The organism is Microbacterium sp. LWH7-1.2, from assembly GCF_038397755.1.
Lineage (GTDB): Bacteria > Actinomycetota > Actinomycetes > Actinomycetales > Microbacteriaceae > Microbacterium.
Map to the genome: position 1 here is coordinate 1,935,640 of NZ_CP151637.1, position 16,443 is coordinate 1,952,082.

Below are 16,443 nucleotides of genomic sequence, written 5' to 3' on the forward strand. Positions count from 1 at the left end.
GAGGAAAGGCGCCAGAGCGCCCTCCGCTCAACGAGCGAGGAAGGCGCCAGAGCGCCCTCCGCTCGCCGAGCGGTGAGGAGTGTCAGCTGCTCTTTCGCATCGCCCGGATTCCGACGGCCAGCCCGACCACCGCGAGCACGATCGCGGCCACCCAGCCCCACAGCACCTCGACTGCGCCGAGATCGCCGGCGAACAGCGCGCGCTCGGCCTGCACGACCCAGTTCACCGGGTTCACCGTCGACACGGCGCGCATCCACGCCGGCCCCTCGTCCAGCGGCAGGAGCATGCCCGACAGGATCAGCAGCGGGAAGATCAGCGTCTGCTGCACGCCCCAGAACAGCCACTCGCGGTCCTTCGTCTTGAGGGCGAGCGTGTACGACAGCGACCCCAGGCCGACGCCGAAGACGGCGAGCAGGGCGAGCCCGATCACGAGCCCCGGCGCGTTGATCGTGAACCCGAAGGGCCACGCGATGAGCACGATGATGAGCGCCTGCACGACGATCGGCGCGATCTCCTTGAGCGCCCGGCCGACCAGCAGTGACGACCGCGCCAGCGGCGCCACCAGCGTGCGCTCGTGCGAGCCGGTCATCATCTCGTACTGCAGGTTCGACCCTGTCGCGCCGGTGCCGAACAGCACGATCATCACGAGCACGCCCGGCACGAACCATTGCAGGGTCTCCCCTACGGGCGCACCCGACGACCCGACCAGCAGCGGTGCGAAGAGGCCGAGGAAAACCAGGGGCTGCACAAGGCTGAAGATCAGCGTGAACGGGTCGCGTACCACCGGCTTCAGCTCGCGGGTCAGCACGTTCCAGACGTCACGCGCAGGATTCGCCCGCACCGCGGTGTCGGGCCGGGTCTCGATCTGAGTGCTCATCGCTTCGCTCCTGTCGTCTCGTTCACCTGTTCGGTGACGGATGCCTCGGCCGCAGCATCCGTGTTCTCCTCCGGTTCACCCTCACCCTCGCCGGCCTCGCGCAGCGTGCGTCCGGTGAGCGCCACGAACACGTCGTCGAGCGTCGGCGGCACGCCGGTCGCGGTCCGCACCGTGAGCCCGGCCGCGTCGAGCGCGCGCACCGCGGCGGGCAGCAGCGCATCGCCCTCCGGGACCGTGAGGACGACGGATGCGGCTTCCCTTCGCACCTCGCGCTCGGTGAGCCTCTGCACCACGGCGACGGCGGCGGCAGCATCCGTCTCGCCTCCGAAGCCGAAGGTGAGCACGTCGCCGGCGAGGTCCGACTTCAGCCGCGCGGCGGTGTCGTCCGCGATGACCCGCCCGCGGTCCATGACCATGACGCGTTCGGCGTAGCGGTCGGCCTCCTCGAGGTAGTGCGTCGTGAGGAAGACCGTCGTGCCGTACTGCGCCCGCAGGTCGATGATGTGCTGCCAGAGGTTGGCGCGGCTCTGCGGATCGAGTCCGGTGGACGGCTCGTCGAGGAACAGCAGCGGCGGCGCGTGCATGAGCCCGAGCGCGATGTCGAGCCGGCGCTTCTGCCCGCCCGACAGCTGCTGCACCGTGCGGGTCGCGAAGCCCGTGAGGTCGAGCGACTCGATGAGCTCGTCTGCCCGCGTGCGGGCAGCGGACTTCGACATGCCGTAGAACGCGCCCTGGCTCAGCAGTTCGTCGCGGGCGCGCTGCGAGAAGCTGCCGCTCGTGAGCTGGCCGACGTAGCCGATGCGCGCGCGGACTTCGGCGGGCTGCTTCAGGATGTCGAACCCGACGACCCCGGCCGTGCCCGACGTCGGCGGGATGAGCGTCGTGAGCATGCGCAGGCTGGTCGATTTGCCCGCGCCGTTGGGTCCGAGGAATGCGACGAGCTCGCCGCGCGCCACCTCGAACGCGAGGTCGGTGACGGCCTCGACGGTCTTGCCTTTCACGGTGAAGCGCTTGGTGAGCCCTTGCGCTTGGATGATCGATTCGTTCGCCATGCCCCCAAGCTAGGAGCAGATGCGGACAGATCCTGTCCGCGATGCATGAGATTCTTTTCTCATGTCCGACACGACCACCCGAGCCCTCTCGCTGCTCAACCTGCTCCAGACGCACCGGCATTGGCCGGGTTCCGAGCTGGCCGATCGGCTGGGCGTCACCGAGCGTACGGTGCGGCGCGACGTCGAGCGGCTGCGTGAGCTGGGCTACCGCATCGAGTCCATCCCGGGGGCTGCGGGCGGTTATCGCCTCGAGGCCGGCAGCGCCGTGCCGCCGTTGCTGCTCACCGATGAAGAGGCCGTGGCGATGGCCATCGGGCTGCGGGTGGCAGCATCCCAGCGGCTCGTGAGCGGCCCCGAGACGACCATCACCGCGCTCGCGAAGCTCGAGCAGGTGCTGCCCGCTCCCCTGCGGCGTCGCGTGGCCGCGCTGGCCGAGGCCGTGCAGCCCGCAGGACTCAACGTCGGCGCCGCCGTGTCGGGCGAGGTGCTCGGCGAGCTGGCGCTGGCCACCCGCGACCACGAGCGCGTGCGCTTCACGTACACCGCGGCGTCGGGCGAGGTCACGCACCGCCGCGTCGAGCCGCACGCCCTCGCGCCCGCCGACCGGCATTGGTACCTGCTGTGCTGGGACCTCGACAAGGACGACTGGCGCACCTTCCGCGTGGATCGACTGGCGGATGTCGCGCACACGCGCGTGCTCTTCGCCCCCAAGCCGCTCACCCCCGAGCAGGTCGAGGAATTCATCTTCGTGGCGCGCTCGTGGGCGCGGCAGGCGGTCGAGGCGGATGCGGTGATGGAGCTGCCGTTCGATGAGATGCGGGAGTACTTCGGCCAGTGGGGGCAGGGGGCGTCGGCTGAGGACGAGAGGCACACGCGGTGGCCGGTGGGTGGCGCGGACTTCCGCGAGACGATGTACGGTCTGTCGTGGATCCCGTCGGGGGTCGAGTACACGACGGACCTCGCCTCGCCGGCCCGGGAGGAGCTGCGCGAGACGCTGGAGCGGATGCTGCGCGCCCTCGACGCGCCGGCACCCCCTGTCCCGCCCGAACGGGCGTCGGCGCGGGAGCGCCAGCTGTCGGGGTGATACGAGGAGCCGCCCTGACGGGCCGCCAGCCGCAACATGTCCCGGTCAAGCGGAAGTTGCAACGTTGTGCTGATCGTGGCGCGCGACCGAGGTGACGGGACCGAAGACGAGGCGGCGCTCCGGCGGGATCACCGCAAGCGCCGCCTCGTCGGCGGGTCAGCCCTTGACGGCTCCCGCCATGACACCGGCCACGAGATGCCTACCCGCGAGCACGAGGACCAGGAGCAGGGGCAGGGCGACCAGGAAGACGCCGGCCATGACGAGCCCGGTGTCCGACGTGAACGCGCCGCGCAGCTGCGGAACGACGAGCGGCATCGTCAGCTGGGAGCGCATCACCACCGACGGCCAGAAGAAGCTGTTCCACGAGCCGATGAAGGTGAACAGGGCGAGGGTAGCCGCCGCGGGCCGGGCGGCGGGCATCGCGATGGACCAGAACGTGCGGAACATCGAAGCGCCGTCGACGCGTGCGGCCTCGATGAGCTCGTACGGCAGCGCTTCCTGCAGGTACTGCGTCATCCAGAACACGCCGAAGGCGCCCACGAGACCGGGCACGATCAGCGCCAGCACCGAATCGATCCAGCCGAAGTCGTTCATCATCACGAACAGCGGGATCGTGCCGACCTGTGCCGGGATGATCAGGGTGACGAGGACCGCGACATAGAGAGCCTGCCGGCCCGGGAACCGCAGCTTCGCGAAGCTGAAGCCGGCGAGCGTGGAGAAGAACACGACGGAGGCGCTCACCGCGACCGCGACGAGCAACGAGTTGCCGAAGGCGAGCCAGATGCTGAACTGCTCCGATGCGAAGACCTGGCCGAAGTTCTCCCACAGCCGGACCGTCGGAAGCCATCGCGGGAGATTGCCGACGGCCCTGGTGATCTCGGTCGTCGTGGATGAGCCGTACATCGCCGCGGCATAGAGAGGGAAGACAGACAGGAGGAAGACCAGGGCCAGGATGCCGTAGGTGACGAGCCCCGGACGCCGGCCCGAGGGAGCATGCGAGGCGATCGGCCGGCCGCGCGCCGCACGCCTGGCCGCGTACCTCGCGGCCCCTCGGCCGGCGGTGTTCTCGATGAGTGCCGTGTTCATCGGCCTGCTCCTTCCATCGCGTCATCCGCGACTTCGTGTGCGATCACGGACGGCGTGCCCGGCTGCCCCGCGGTGGAAGCGGACCGGCTGCGCCGGCGCGGACGGCGGGGCGCAGCATCCGTCGAGGAGATCCGCCGGGTGAGGGAGAAGTTCAGCAGCGAGATCACCAGGATGATGAACGCGAAGATCCACCCGACCGCCGCCGCCTGACCCAGCCGGTCCTGCCATTGACCGAAGCCGAGGTTGAAGAGGTACAGCATCACGGTCGTCCACTGGTTGTCGGTGCCGCCCTGACCGCCGCCCGTGCCGCCGCCGTCGAACAGGCGCGCCTCGTCGAAGATCTCCAGGCCGCCGATGGTCATCGTGAGGATGACGAAGATCAGCGTCGGACGGATGCTCGGGATCGTCACCGAGAAGAACTGCCGTGCCCGACCCGCGCCGTCGACGGTTGCAGCCTCGTACAGCTCGCGCGGCACCGCCTGCATGGCTGCGAGCAGGATGAGGGCGTTGTAGCCGGTCCAGCGGAACACCACCATCGAGCCGATCGCGACGTGCGAGAGGAACCGGTCCTGGAAGAACGGCGAACTGCTGTCGGTGAACAGGCCCAGGGCGTGGAGGTTCGGCACCAGGATCCCGAACTGGCCGAACACCTGGCCGAAGATCATCGACGTCGCCACCGGCATGACGACGAAGGGGATGAGAACGCTCATGCGCCAGAACGTCCGGGCGCGAAGATTCTGGTCGAGGATGGCCGCGATGATCAGGGCCAGGACCAGCTGCGGGACGCCGCCCAGCAGGAAGATCGAGATGGTGTTCTCGAGCGAACGCCAGAAGAGCGGCTGCTGCAGCACCCAGGCGAAGTTGTCGAGCCCGACGAAGTCGCCCATGCCCGCACGCCGATGCCAGTCGTGGAGGGCGACGACGACGTTGAACAGCAGCGGGAAGATGCCGAACACCGCGAAAAGCAGGAAGAAAGGCGAGATGTAGAGGTACGGCGAGACCTTGACGTCCCAGCGCGAGAGCCGCTGCCCCCAGCCGATGCGCCGCGGGGTGCGCGGCAGCGCTGAAGTGAGAGCCATCTTCGGCTCCTTCCGTGGAGTGGGTGCGATGTGGGGTGTCGCGGTCCGGCCGCGCGTTCGCGCAGCCGGACCGCGAACAGAGGTCAGTCCGCCGTGTCGAAGCCGAGCGCGTCGAACTCGCTGACGACCGAGTCCCACGCTTCCTGGGCCGTCGCACTGCCTGACTCGACCTGGCGGATGCCGTCGGTGACGAGGGTCTGGATGCCCGCGAAGTTCTCACCGCGGTAGCCTCCCGCCGCGGCATCCCCCGCGCCGGCCGCGAGGTCGCCGTAGATCTGGCCGAGGCGCTGGCCACCGAAGAACTCGTTCTCGGTCTCGGCGATGTCAGGGCTGGCGATCGCCTCGAGCTGCGAGGGGAACTGGCCCGTCTCGTGGAACCACTGCACGGCGGCATCGGGAGAGGTCAGGTAGTCGGCGAGCTTGACCGCCCATGCGGTGTTCTCCCCCGTGGCCGGGACCGCGAAGAATGAGCCGCCCCAGTTGCCTCCCCCGTCGGGGAAGGTGCTCGAAACGCGCCAGCCGGGCACGCCATCGGCGTTCTCGGCGATGATGCCGGCCATCCAGGCGGGGGTGACCACTGACGCCCACTGGCGGTTCTGGAAGCCCGCGCCCCAGTCCGCGTGGCCGATCGGGATGCCTGCCGAGATGCCGTCTTCCGCCGCCTCGGCGAACATCATGAAGAGCTCTTCGATCTGCGCGTTGTCCGCCAGCTCATACGGCTGACCGGAGTCGGCGTCCTCGAACGCGGCCGGAAGCAGGTTGATCGCCGCCTGGAACGCGCTGGAGAGGGAGTCGATGTAGTAGTTGTCGGACGCCGCGACGTACTGACGCCCGGCGTCGAGGAACGACTGCCACGATGCGGCGTCGCCGCCGATGAGCTCGCCGAACGACTCGGCGTCGGTCGCGACGCCCGCCGCGGCCATCATCTCCTCGTTGTACGCGATGCCGAGCGGGCCGATGTCGGTGCCGTATCCCGTGATCACGCCGTCGACGGATCCCTGTTTCACCTTCCAATCGACCCACCGATCGGGGATCTCGGGCAGCTCCACCCAGTCTTCGGGGACGGCCATCATCTCGGTCCACCAGTCCAGCTCGATCAGGTGCACGTCCGACAACCCGGCGCCGTTGGACGACAGCCCGTTGCGCAGCACGGTCTGCGCGGACGCCCCGTCAGGGAACGAGTTCACGACGACCTCGATGCCGTACTCGTCCTCGAAGGACTGCAGCAGCTCGGGCGGGAAGTCCATCCAGGCCGCGACGGTGAGCTTCTCGGGCTTGTTGTCGCCTGTCGCCTCACCGCCGCCGCTGCCGCCGGAGCCGCCTCCGCTGCAGGAGGCGAGGGCGAGGGCCGCCAGCGCGGCAGAGGCGATGACCGCGCCGGCTCGTGTGCTGATTCTCATGGTGGATCCTTTCGTGACGTCGTTGTACGCGGAGATGATGGTCAGGGGTTGCGTGGCGCGATCGACATCACGGCCCAGGGTGCGAGGGTGATGTCGATCTCCAGCACGCCGTCGGCGCTCACGGTGAGCGATCGGCGGTCGAGGTCGTCGGCGATCGCCGCGAGGTCGGCGACCTGCCGGGGGCTGAGATTGAGCGGCTCGCCCAGCCGATGCCACGCCTCGGCCACGTTGCCGTGCTCGAGGTCCAGGGTCTCGACGGCGTAGGCGTCACCGGGGCGGAGTCCCGTCACGGTGTGCGCGATGTGCCGGTCCGGCCCTTCGCCGGCGAGCCGGTGGGTCTGCACGTACCGGGTGGCGCCGCCGATGGACCGCGAGCCCATGGAGTCCGGGTAGTTGAAGAACACGGCGGCGACGGCATCCTCTGATGTCCGGGTGATGATGCCGTGCTCCGTCTGCAGCGCGATCCGGTCGCCGAGCCGGTTCAGCATCGCCATGGCGTGGAACGTCGGCTTGTGGATGCCCTGCTCGTTGACGAAGCCGAACCCACCGTGGAAGGGGCCGATGCCGCCGCCACCCTCCTCGAAGACGTCGGTGAACGTCCAGTACGAGATCGAGTCCGCAAGGCTGTGACACTGCAGGAACGCGCGGGCGATGTAGGTGGCCGCGTAGACGGTGTCGTGCATGTTGTCGCGGCTGGACGGCGACGTGGACCACTCGGTGATGTGCAGCTCGGCGTGCGGGTAGGGCGACCGCGCGATCACCTGGCGCATGACCTCGAGGTCGCTCCGCGTCGCATCGCGGTCTCGGCTGATCGAGCGGCCCACGCCCTGGGTGTCGAATGCGTAGTCGGTCGGGTAGAGGTGCGTGGAGAGGAAGTCCAGCGGGAGCTCTCGTTCCGCGCAGTACGCGATGAGCTCGTGGATCCACACCGGCTTCCAGGGCAGCGCGTCGGGGTCGGTCGCCTCCGCCGTCGCGGCTTCGACGGACTTGTCGTGGTACTCGCCGTCGTAACGGGAGTCGGGCACGAAGACCGATGACGAAGGGCCGCCGACCTTGAGGCTCGGATCGATCGCCTTGATCGCCCGGGCCGTCGCCTCGTAGAGCTGGAAGTACTCGGTTCGCGTGCCCGTCCAGAAGTGGGGCACGAGGTTCGGTTCGTTCCAGACCTCGAACGGCCACGTGCGCACCTCGTCGAGGCCGTACCGTTCGATCCAGTGCTCGACGGTCGCCGTGACGAGCTCGACCCACGCCGCCATGTCGGTGGGCGGGCTGCAGTGCGCCTTCCACCAGAACAGCGTCTCGGTCTGCGTCGCGAGCTCGCGGGGCATGAAGCCCAGCTCGACGAACGGGCGGGCTCCAGCGGCGAGGATGGCGTCGAAGACCTTGTCGACGTAGGCGAACGTATAGACGGGCGCCGTGAGCGGCGTCGGCGGTCCGAAGCCGCCCCCGTTGGATGCGCGGTACACGAACATGTCGTCGTGGAAGAGCCCGTGGAACCGCACGTAGCGCGCTCCCAGCGAGCCGACGGCCTCGCGGAAGTGACTCTGCCAGTCCGCGCGCAGTGCTTCGTTGGCACGACCCGCTCCGAGGCACACGCTCCACACGTGGGGCAACGGCGCCTCGGCAGAGGCCCGGCCGTCGATGGTGAGAGCGAGCGACGTATCGACGGACAAGGACGACCTCCATTGGTCAGGAGTGAAGGATTGAGATTCGATATTGCGAAAATATTTCGCAACCTGTATCGTTCGATCAGGCTAAGCATTCAAGCGCCGCCTGTCAAACTCTTTCCAACGTTGCAAAGACTCCAGGAGGCTCGTCGATGGAGCTGAGTATCGAAACTTGTTCGCCCGATCAGGCGAAACCGTGAAGCGTCCAACACCGCAGCGGGCCACGCTCGCAGACGTGGCGACGGCGGTCGGCGTCTCGCGCGCCACCGTGTCGAAGGCCCTCAACGGGCGGGGTGACATCTCCGACGAGACGAGGGAGCGGGTTCTCGCGGTCGTCGCTGAGCTCGGCTACCGCTCGACGACGGACCCGACTCCGTCGCCCGGCCGACGCTCGATCGCCGTCGTCTTCGACATCCCCGCGTCGCCGTACATCGTGGGCGTGCTCCAGGGCGTCCTCGCAGCCACGACCGAGGCCGGCGTCGATCTGCTCACGCGGTTGGCCCCGGACCGCTCGTCGCGCACCCAGCGCGCCGTCGCCCGCGAATGGGTCGCGCAGCAGCAGGCGTCGGGGGTCGTCGGCATCATCGGCCTGACGCTCGCGCGCCCCGACGGAATCCTCGAAGCCTCGAGCAGCGCGGGCCTGCCGTTCGTCATGGTCGACCCGGTCGACGCCCACCATCGCCAGATGGTGAGCGTCGGGTCGAGCAACTGGGCGGGAGCGCGCACGGCAGCCGAGCACCTGATCGGGCTCGGTCACCGTCGAATCGCCTGGATCGGCGGCCCCGAGGTGTCCGATGCCGCACGCGACCGGCTCTACGGCTATCAGGCAGCCCTGGACGCTTCAGGGGTCGAGATCGACCCGTCGCTGATCCGTGCCGGGCAGTTCGCCATCGCGACCGGAGCGGAGTTCGCGCGCGAGCTGCTCACGTCCCCAGAGCCCCCGACGGCGATCATGGCCGCCGGCGACGAGATCGCGGTAGGTGTGCTGGCGATCGCTCACGAACTCGGCGTCTCGGTGCCGCGGAGTCTCAGCGTGATGGGCTTCGACGACACACCGCAGGCGGCGTGGACCTCCCCACCGCTGACCACCGTGCACCAACATCTCGAGGGCATGGGAGCGATGGCCGTACAGACGATCCTCGTGATGGCGGACGGGCACCAGCCTTCGTCGCGTCACGTCGAGCTTGCGACCTCGCTCATGGTGCGCAACAGCACCGGGCCCGTACCCGCGCAGTGACCGCACCGCGAGGCCGCCGCAACGTTCGTGCTCGGGAGCAGGAGCCCGGGCGCCAGCCACGGATCCCCGATCCCCGGATAACCGCGCCCTGAATCCCCGCCGCCCGCGCGCGCAGCATGAGAAGCACCCACCGACACAGGAGCCCTCATGGCCAAGCCTCTCGACATCCCCGTTCCCGACCTCACCGGCAAGCTCGCCCTCGTCACCGGCGCGAGCGACGGCGTAGGCCTCGAGATCGCCGCGCGTCTCGCCCGCGCCGGCGCCGACATCCTCATGCCCGTCCGCAACCAGCAGAAAGGCGAGGCTGCGGCCACCCAGATCGCGCAGCGGACCAACCGCGGCAGCATCCGTGTCCTCCCCCTCGACCTCGCGTCTCTCGATTCGGTCGCGACCCTCACCGCGCGGCTGAACGACGATGGCCGCCCCATCGACCTCCTTATCGCGAACGCCGGCGTGATGAACCCGCCGACCCGCCAGGTCACCGCCGACGGATTCGAACTGCAACTCGCCACGAACCATCTCGGCCATTTCGCGCTCGTCGCCCAGCTGCACCCGCTGCTCGTCGAGGCGAAGGCGCACGTCACCAGCCAGGTGAGCATCGCCGCCGATCGGGGCGCCGTGAACTGGGACGACCCGAACTGGGAGCACGGCTACGACCCGATGAAGGCGTACAGCTCGTCGAAGATCGCGTTCGGCCTGTTCGCGATGGAACTGCAGCGGAGATCGGATGCTGCGGGCTGGGGAATCCGCAGCAACCTGTCGCATCCCGGCATCACGCCGACGAATCTGCTCGCCGCGCAGCCGGGCATGGGCCGGTCCACGGACACGACCGCGGTGAAGTTCATCCGGGCGATGTCGCGCCGCGGCATCCTGTTCGGCACTGCGTCCTCGGCGGCGCTGTCGGCGGTCTACGCCGCGACGAGCCCCGACGCCCGCGACGGACACCTCTACGGGCCGAAGGGCTTCGCCCACCTGAGCGGCCTGCCGGCGGAGCAGCCGATGTACTCCCGCCTCGAGAGCGAGACCGACGGTGGCCGCGTGTGGGACCTCTCCGAGCAGCTCACCGGCGTGCGCGTCGCGCCACTCGGTCGTTGAGCGAGCGCAGCGAGTCGAAACGCCAACCCGCCACCTCCGGTCGTTGAGCGAGCGCAGCGAGTCGAAACGCGAGCGGGGGAGCCCCAGTCCCTGGTTGAGGAATGACGGATGCCGCAGACTCAGGTGATGGACAGAGCACAGTTGGCCGACTTCCTGCGTCGCCGCCGCGAGGCGCTGCAGCCCGAAGACGTCGGGCTGCGGCGCGGGACCCGGCGCCGCACGGCCGGCCTTCGGCGCGAGGAGGTCGCGGTGCTGTGCGACATGTCGACCGACTACTACAGCAGGCTCGAGCAGGCCCGAGGTCCCCAGCCGTCGGAGCAGATGCTCGCCGCGATCGCCCGCGGCCTGCGGCTGACGTTGGACGAGCGCGACCACCTGTTCCGGCTCGCGGGTCACACGGCGCCGGCGCGGGCACTGCGCGGCGAGCACGTCTCACCCGGACTCATGCGCATTCTCGACCGCCTCGCCGACACGCCCGCCCAGGTCATGACCGAGCTCGGCGAGACGCTCGCCCAGACACCGGCGGCCCGCGCGCTGTTCGGCGACGAGACGCGCTTCGACGGCCTCATGCGCAGCGTCTGCTACCGGTGGTTCGTCGACCCGTCGGCGCGCGACGTCTACCCGGCCGAGGACCATCCCGCGCTCTCGCGCGTCTGGACCGCCGAGATCCGCACCGCCTACGCGAAGTTCGGCGCCGACTCGCGCGCCGGCGCGATGGTGTCGGCGTTGCTGCGCGAGAGCCCGGAGTTCGCCGAACTGTGGGCCGAGCACGAGGTGCGCTCGACGCATGCCCGCGAGAAGCGCCTGCAGCACCCCGAGGTGGGCGTGATGGACATGCAGTGCCAATTCCTCATCGACCCCGAGCAGGGTCAGACTCTTCTCGTGCTCACCGCGACGCCCGGTACCCCGAGCTACGAGCGGCTGCAGCTGCTCTCGGTGATCGGCACGCAGGAAATCGCCGCCGGCCGCTGAAACGTGCGGGAGAGGCTCGGCGGTCGGACCGCTTCGTCGCGCTCCTCTACGCTCGGCGTATGCGCTGCGTCGCCTTCATGCGGAACGTCAACCAGGGCCAGCGCGGCCATCCGTCGACCGCCGACATCGTGGCCGGCTTCGCCGACGCCGGCTGCCCCGACGTGCGGACCTTCCAGAGCAACGGCACGGTCCTCTTCGACTCCGACGAACCTGCCGAGTCGGTCGAGAGCGCAGCGGAGGCGATCGCGGCGAGGTCCGGTCATGATCGCGACATCCTGTGGATCCCGCTCGCCGAACTCGCGGCGATCGTCGATCAGCACGGCGCGACACCCGACCCGCGCCGGCACGAGTTCACCCTTCATCGCGGCGGCACGGTCGATGCCCACGCTCCCGACGCGATCAGCCTCACCGCGCAGGCGCGGTGCTCGATCGTCGACGCCGGGCCCGGCTGGGCGCTCGTCAGGAACGACATCGACGGTCAAGGCAACGCCACCCCCGTGCTGGAGCGCCTCACCGGTGACCGAGCGACCTCCCGCGGACTCCCGACGCTCGTTCGCCTGATCGCCCGCTTCGGCTCCCGCTGATCTCAGCGGGAGCCTCGCCCCGCGACGTGCCGCCGATCACGACCGTTCGTCGTCAGCCGCCTCATCCTCTTCCGGCTCGAACGTCGACGGCTCACCGGTGTACCCGGCGGCGACGCCGTCGGGGTCGTCGGGGATGGTCCCGTCCCGTCCCAGCCCACCGGGCTTGCGCTCACCGGCGTCATCGCCGGTCGGGCGCCGGCGCTCCTCGTCGTTTCCCATGTTCCGCTCCTCCTGTCAGTCCCACGCCGACGGCGTTCGTCTCCTCCCGTGCATCGTCGTGGAAGGAGGCTACGGACGCGCGGGCGGACCGCCGTACCCGGTTGACACAGCTCGCGCGCAGTGCCACCCTCGGCGCCTCGCGCCGACGCTGCAACCGGTGCCGGGCGGAGTCAGTCCTCGAAGATCCCCACCGACTCCGACAACCGCGTGACCTCGTCCGCGCTGAGCTCGAGGTCTGCCGCGTGGGCCGAGTCGATGATGGATGCTGCGCGCCGAGCTCCCGGAATCGGAATGACGTGCGAGCCCAGCGCCAGCTCCCACGCGAGCACCGCCTGCTGCGGGCTGACGCCGTGCGCCTCGGCGACCTCCCGGAACGCCGAGAACCGGTCGCCGACCCGGCGCGCTCCCCCGCCCGTGCCGCCCAGGGGGCTCCACGGCAGGAAGGCGATGCCACGCTCCCCGCAGAAGCGCAGCTCGTCGATGCTCGCCGGATGCTTCGGTGAGAACTCGTTCTGCACGCTGGCGAGATTGCCCTCTCCGAGCACATCGATTGCGATCTGGATCTCTTCGACGCTCGCGTTCGAGATGCCGATCGCACGGACGAGCCCGTCGTCCTGCAGCGCTTTCAGACCCGCCATGATGTCGCCGTAGACGAGCCAGCGGTCGGGACGGTGGTACTGGTACAGCTCGATCTGGTCGACGCCCAGGATGTCGAGCGACCGCTCGACCGCCGACCGCAGGTACGCCTCGGATCCGTCCCGTCCTTTCGAGCCGTCGTCGCCGAGCGTGATGCCGCCCTTCGTCGCGACGAAGATGCCCGACCCGTCGCCGCCCCACGTGCGCAGCGCCTCCGCGACGATGCGCTCGTTGTGCCCCATCTCCTCGCCGTCCGGCGCGTAGATGTCGGCGGTGTCGATGAGTGTGACGCCGGCGTCGAGCGCCGCGTGCACCGTGGCCACCGCATCGTCGAACGACGGATACACCTTGTCGTTGTTCATCGACAGCGGCATCGCACCGAGCCCGATCGCCGAGACCTGTCGCCCTGCCAGCGTGCGCTGCTTCATCGCATCTCCTTCTCGCATGGCCCCACCCTGCCAGGCCGGTGCGACAGGAATCAGGGGACTGGACACCGGCCGCCCGGCCCGATAGACGCCAGATGCAGCATCTGCTCACCCACGCCTCACCCGAGTCCCGACATCGCCTCCCGCCACAGCTCCCGCAGCCGCCGGTTCGGCTCGGGCGCAATACGGTTGCCCGAGCGGAACTGGAACCGCCACGCCACTTCCGGCACGATCACCTCGAGCACGTCCCGCGGCACCCGGTCGCCCTCGACCACGAGCTCGTCGAACGCGACGTCGACGAAGCTCGCCGTGCGCCGCGGATCGGCGAAGTGCACGTCTTCGTACGGATCCGTCAAGACGGTGCCGTGCCCGATGAGCCCGTACGACCCGCCCTGCCGCAGCAGCCATGCGTCGGTCCCCGGTTCGACCGCCTTGCGGGCGCCCACCGACCACTGCGTCACGAACGGCGTGCCGTTCGCGACGCCTCCCACGACGCCCGCGTACGTGCCTGGCCACTCGTCCCACAGCCTCGGATTCCAGCCCAGGATGATGCCTGCGTCGCGCCAGTGGTCAGATGCCTCGGCCATGCGCCCGACCCTAACCTGCTCTGAGGCGCCACCTGCTCCCCATACCGACGCTGGGCGCGGTGGCCCCCTCTGCGCAACGGGGTTCCGATGCGGTCCCGCCGCCCCTACGCTCGCGTGGCATGAGCACGAACGATCGCGAGCACGACATCGTCCTGCTCGGCGCGTCCGGCTTCGTCGGCAGGTACACCGCGCAGCACCTGGCACGATCGGCTCCCGACGGTGTGCGGATCGCCATCGCCGGCCGATCCGCGCGACGCCTCGACGACGTCACCCGCGAACTCGGCGTCGACTGGCCGACCATCGAGGTCGACACCTCGGACAACGCCGCCGTCGTGGGGGTCGCAGCATCCGCTTCCGTCATCGCCACCACCGTCGGACCGTACCTGCGCTACGGCACGGCGGTCGCGGCGGCCTGCGCCCGCGCCGGCACGTCGTACGCCGATCTGTCGGGCGAGAGCATCTTCGTCGCGCGCAGCATCGAGCGCAATCACGCCGTCGCCGAGACGACGGGCGCCAAGATCGTGCACTCGTGCGGCTTCGACTCGATCCCGTCCGACCTCGGCCTCGGTCTCGCCCACGCCGCCGCCGGCGGTGTGCCGATCGTCGCCGCCACCCTCAAGGTGCGGTCGCTGCGCGGCGGCATCAGCGGCGGCACGATCGACTCGCTGCGGGAGCAGGTGAAGGAGGCGAAGACGGATGCTGCGACCCGCCGCCTTCTGGCAGACCCCTTCGCGCTCACGCCCGGGCCGACCGTGCGGCTGCCGGGCCGTCCCGGCAGCGGCTGGGGCAAGGTGCGCGGCACCTGGCAGGCGCCGTTCATCATGGGCTCCTACAACCAGCAGATCGTGCAGCGCAGCAACTACCTCACGGGGTGGAGCTACGGCGAGCTCCTGCAGTACCGCGAAGTCGTGGTGACCGGGCGCGGCCCGGCGGGGTTCGTACGGGCAGGCGGGATCGCTCTCGGGACGGCCGCCTTCGTCGGCGCGCTCTCGTTCCCTCCGACCCGGGCGGTCCTGGATCGGGTGCTTCCCTCCCCCGGACATGGACCCGGGGCCGATGCGGTCGAGCACGGCCGCTTCGTCCTGGACGTCGACGTCTACCCGGTCGAGGGCCGGCCTGTGCGCACGCACATCGCCGCCCCATACGATCCCGGCTACGGCGGAACCGGGGTCATGCTCGCCGAGTCGGCGCTGAGCCTCGCCCTCGACGACCTCCCCGACCGCGCCGGGGTGCTGACCCCGATGGTCGCCATGGGCGAGCACCTGGCCGATCGCCTCCGCGCGCACGCCTTCACGTTGGGTACAGGCGCGCTGCCCTGACCCCACCCCTTCCTCCCCCTCTCCCCCTCCTCCCCCCCGCTCGTTGAGCGAGCGAAGCGAGTCGAAACGCCCCGAGCCGCCGAGCAACCCCGCCCCTCCCCTCCCCCCGCTCGTTGAGCGAGCGAAGCGAGTCGAAACGGCCCGAGCCGCCGAGCAACCCCGCCCCGCAGCATCCGTTCCGGGATCAGCTCTCGAGCGATGCGTCGCCGACGCTCGCCTGCTGAGCCCGGGCGAGATCGAACACGCCCCATACCGCCACCGCGCCGGCCGCTGCCAGCAGGAGGAGCGACCAGACCGGCGCACCCGTGGCCTCGCCGAGGATGGCGATGCCGAGCACGACGGCCACGAAGGGATCGATGACGGTGAGTCCGCCGACGACGACTTCGGGCGAGTTGACGGTGTGCGCCCGCTGGATGAGGTAGATGGCCAGGCCGCCCGAGAGCGCGATCCCCACAAGGCACGCCAGCGTCAGCAGGTTCGAGGCGTCGAAGCGGTAGTCCTGGGTGGTGAGGACCGTCTGCACCCGCAGGATGACGGTCTTGCCGAGCGTCGCGACGAAACCCGAGAACACGCCGGCAGCGATGACGATCACGACGGCGGGCATGCGGTGTCCGCGTCCGACGACGGCTGACACGATCGATACGCAGAGCACGACGGCGAGCGTCAGCAGGATGGCGACGAGCTGGCGGTCCTCGATGGTGCGCTGGGTGCTCACGAGCGCCGCCACGGTGACGAAAGCGCCCACCCCGATGACGCTGGTCGCGATGGCGCGCATCTCTCTCCGGGAGGGCTTCCGGTGTGTCGCACGGGCGGTGAGCAGCGAGGCGAAGACCAGTGCGACGACTCCCACGGGTTGCACCACGATGAGCGGTGCGAACGTGAGACTCGCCAGCTGAAGCAGGATCGCCGCTCCGATCAGCAGCGCGCCGATCACCCAGGGCCTGTTGCGCAGGAGTGCGAAGAACTGCTTGGCGCCGAAGGCTCCGGCCTCGCCGCTTCGCACTCCGCGCGCCTGCATCATGTTGCCCAGCGCCAGCATCGCTGCCGAGGCGACGGCGAGGACGATGCCCAGCACGGGGAACGAAGCGATGGTGGAAGGCATCCGTCCCCCTCTCCGCGGTGGG

General features: G+C 69.7%; 16 protein-coding genes. 6 read left to right on the plus strand and 10 right to left on the minus strand.

The features are described 5' to 3' along the window. Positions 1-82 precede the first annotated feature (82 nt). Together MRBLWH7_RS09110 and MRBLWH7_RS09115 are read right to left on the minus strand one after the other, a co-directional pair. The gene (locus tag MRBLWH7_RS09110) at positions 83-877 is read right to left on the minus strand and encodes an ABC transporter permease (protein ID WP_342001386.1); all 795 of its coding nucleotides are present in this window, start codon (positions 875-877) and stop codon (positions 83-85) included. Beyond that, positions 874-1,929, minus strand: a complete 1,056-nt coding sequence (locus MRBLWH7_RS09115) for an ATP-binding cassette domain-containing protein (RefSeq protein ID WP_342001388.1) — start codon at positions 1,927-1,929, stop codon at positions 874-876. Before MRBLWH7_RS09115 ends, MRBLWH7_RS09110 begins: the two co-directional genes overlap by 4 nt. Before the next feature lie 61 nt (positions 1,930-1,990). Here MRBLWH7_RS09115 and MRBLWH7_RS09120 point away from each other — a divergent pair, with 61 nt between their 5' ends. After that, a complete protein-coding gene (locus MRBLWH7_RS09120) occupies positions 1,991-3,013 on the plus strand; it encodes a WYL domain-containing protein (RefSeq protein ID WP_342001390.1) in 1,023 nt (340 codons plus the stop codon). 156 nt (positions 3,014-3,169) lie between these two features. Here MRBLWH7_RS09120 and MRBLWH7_RS09125 read toward each other — a convergent pair whose 3' ends face one another. From MRBLWH7_RS09125 to MRBLWH7_RS09140, 4 genes are all read right to left on the minus strand, one after another. Beyond that, entirely contained in the window at positions 3,170-4,099 is a 930-nt protein-coding gene (locus tag MRBLWH7_RS09125) for a carbohydrate ABC transporter permease (protein WP_342001392.1), read from the minus strand. Then, positions 4,096-5,178 carry a sugar ABC transporter permease gene (locus tag MRBLWH7_RS09130; protein ID WP_342001394.1) on the minus strand — a complete coding sequence of 361 codons (1,083 nt, stop codon included), beginning with the start codon at positions 5,176-5,178 and terminating at the stop codon, positions 4,096-4,098. The genes MRBLWH7_RS09125 and MRBLWH7_RS09130 overlap by 4 nt, the downstream gene beginning before the upstream one ends. A gap of 83 nt (positions 5,179-5,261) precedes the next feature. Continuing rightward, positions 5,262-6,578: an ABC transporter substrate-binding protein gene (locus MRBLWH7_RS09135; protein ID WP_342001396.1), complete on the minus strand. Its 1,317-nt coding sequence runs from the start codon at positions 6,576-6,578 to the stop codon at positions 5,262-5,264. Positions 6,579-6,619: 41 nt separating this feature from the next. After that, positions 6,620-8,251, minus strand: a complete 1,632-nt coding sequence (locus MRBLWH7_RS09140; protein WP_342001398.1) for a glycoside hydrolase family 44 protein — start codon at positions 8,249-8,251, stop codon at positions 6,620-6,622. A 190-nt stretch (positions 8,252-8,441) separates the two neighbouring features. Here MRBLWH7_RS09140 and MRBLWH7_RS09145 point away from each other — a divergent pair, with 190 nt between their 5' ends. From MRBLWH7_RS09145 to MRBLWH7_RS09160, 4 genes are all read left to right on the plus strand, one after another. Next, complete coding sequence (locus MRBLWH7_RS09145) at positions 8,442-9,482, plus strand: LacI family DNA-binding transcriptional regulator (RefSeq protein ID WP_342001400.1); 1,041 nt, start codon at positions 8,442-8,444, stop codon at positions 9,480-9,482. A 147-nt stretch (positions 9,483-9,629) separates the two neighbouring features. Further along, entirely contained in the window at positions 9,630-10,577 is a 948-nt protein-coding gene (locus MRBLWH7_RS09150; RefSeq protein ID WP_342001402.1) for an SDR family oxidoreductase, read from the plus strand. A 126-nt stretch (positions 10,578-10,703) separates the two neighbouring features. Next, positions 10,704-11,549: a helix-turn-helix transcriptional regulator gene (locus tag MRBLWH7_RS09155; RefSeq protein ID WP_342001985.1), complete on the plus strand. Its 846-nt coding sequence runs from the start codon at positions 10,704-10,706 to the stop codon at positions 11,547-11,549. A 59-nt stretch (positions 11,550-11,608) separates the two neighbouring features. Beyond that, positions 11,609-12,133, plus strand: coding sequence for a DUF1697 domain-containing protein (locus MRBLWH7_RS09160; protein ID WP_342001404.1), 525 nt, complete (start codon positions 11,609-11,611; stop codon positions 12,131-12,133). A gap of 36 nt (positions 12,134-12,169) precedes the next feature. Here MRBLWH7_RS09160 and MRBLWH7_RS09165 read toward each other — a convergent pair whose 3' ends face one another. The 3 genes from MRBLWH7_RS09165 to MRBLWH7_RS09175 all read right to left on the minus strand — a co-directional run bounded on the left by MRBLWH7_RS09165 (position 12,170) and on the right by MRBLWH7_RS09175 (position 14,000). Continuing rightward, positions 12,170-12,352: a hypothetical protein gene (locus MRBLWH7_RS09165; RefSeq protein WP_342001406.1), complete on the minus strand. Its 183-nt coding sequence runs from the start codon at positions 12,350-12,352 to the stop codon at positions 12,170-12,172. A 170-nt stretch (positions 12,353-12,522) separates the two neighbouring features. Continuing rightward, positions 12,523-13,416 (minus strand): aldo/keto reductase, encoded by an 894-nt coding sequence (locus tag MRBLWH7_RS09170; protein WP_342001407.1) that lies wholly within the window; start codon positions 13,414-13,416, stop codon positions 12,523-12,525. 116 nt (positions 13,417-13,532) lie between these two features. Beyond that, positions 13,533-14,000, minus strand: coding sequence for a hypothetical protein (locus tag MRBLWH7_RS09175; protein ID WP_342001409.1), 468 nt, complete (start codon positions 13,998-14,000; stop codon positions 13,533-13,535). A 119-nt stretch (positions 14,001-14,119) separates the two neighbouring features. Between MRBLWH7_RS09175 and MRBLWH7_RS09180 the strand changes: the two genes are divergently transcribed. Beyond that, complete coding sequence (locus MRBLWH7_RS09180; RefSeq protein ID WP_342001411.1) at positions 14,120-15,319, plus strand: saccharopine dehydrogenase NADP-binding domain-containing protein; 1,200 nt, start codon at positions 14,120-14,122, stop codon at positions 15,317-15,319. A gap of 184 nt (positions 15,320-15,503) precedes the next feature. Here the strand turns inward: MRBLWH7_RS09180 and MRBLWH7_RS09185 are convergent, their stop codons facing one another. Beyond that, complete coding sequence (locus tag MRBLWH7_RS09185) at positions 15,504-16,421, minus strand: DMT family transporter (RefSeq protein ID WP_342001413.1); 918 nt, start codon at positions 16,419-16,421, stop codon at positions 15,504-15,506. Between the last annotated feature and the right edge of the window lie 22 nt (positions 16,422-16,443).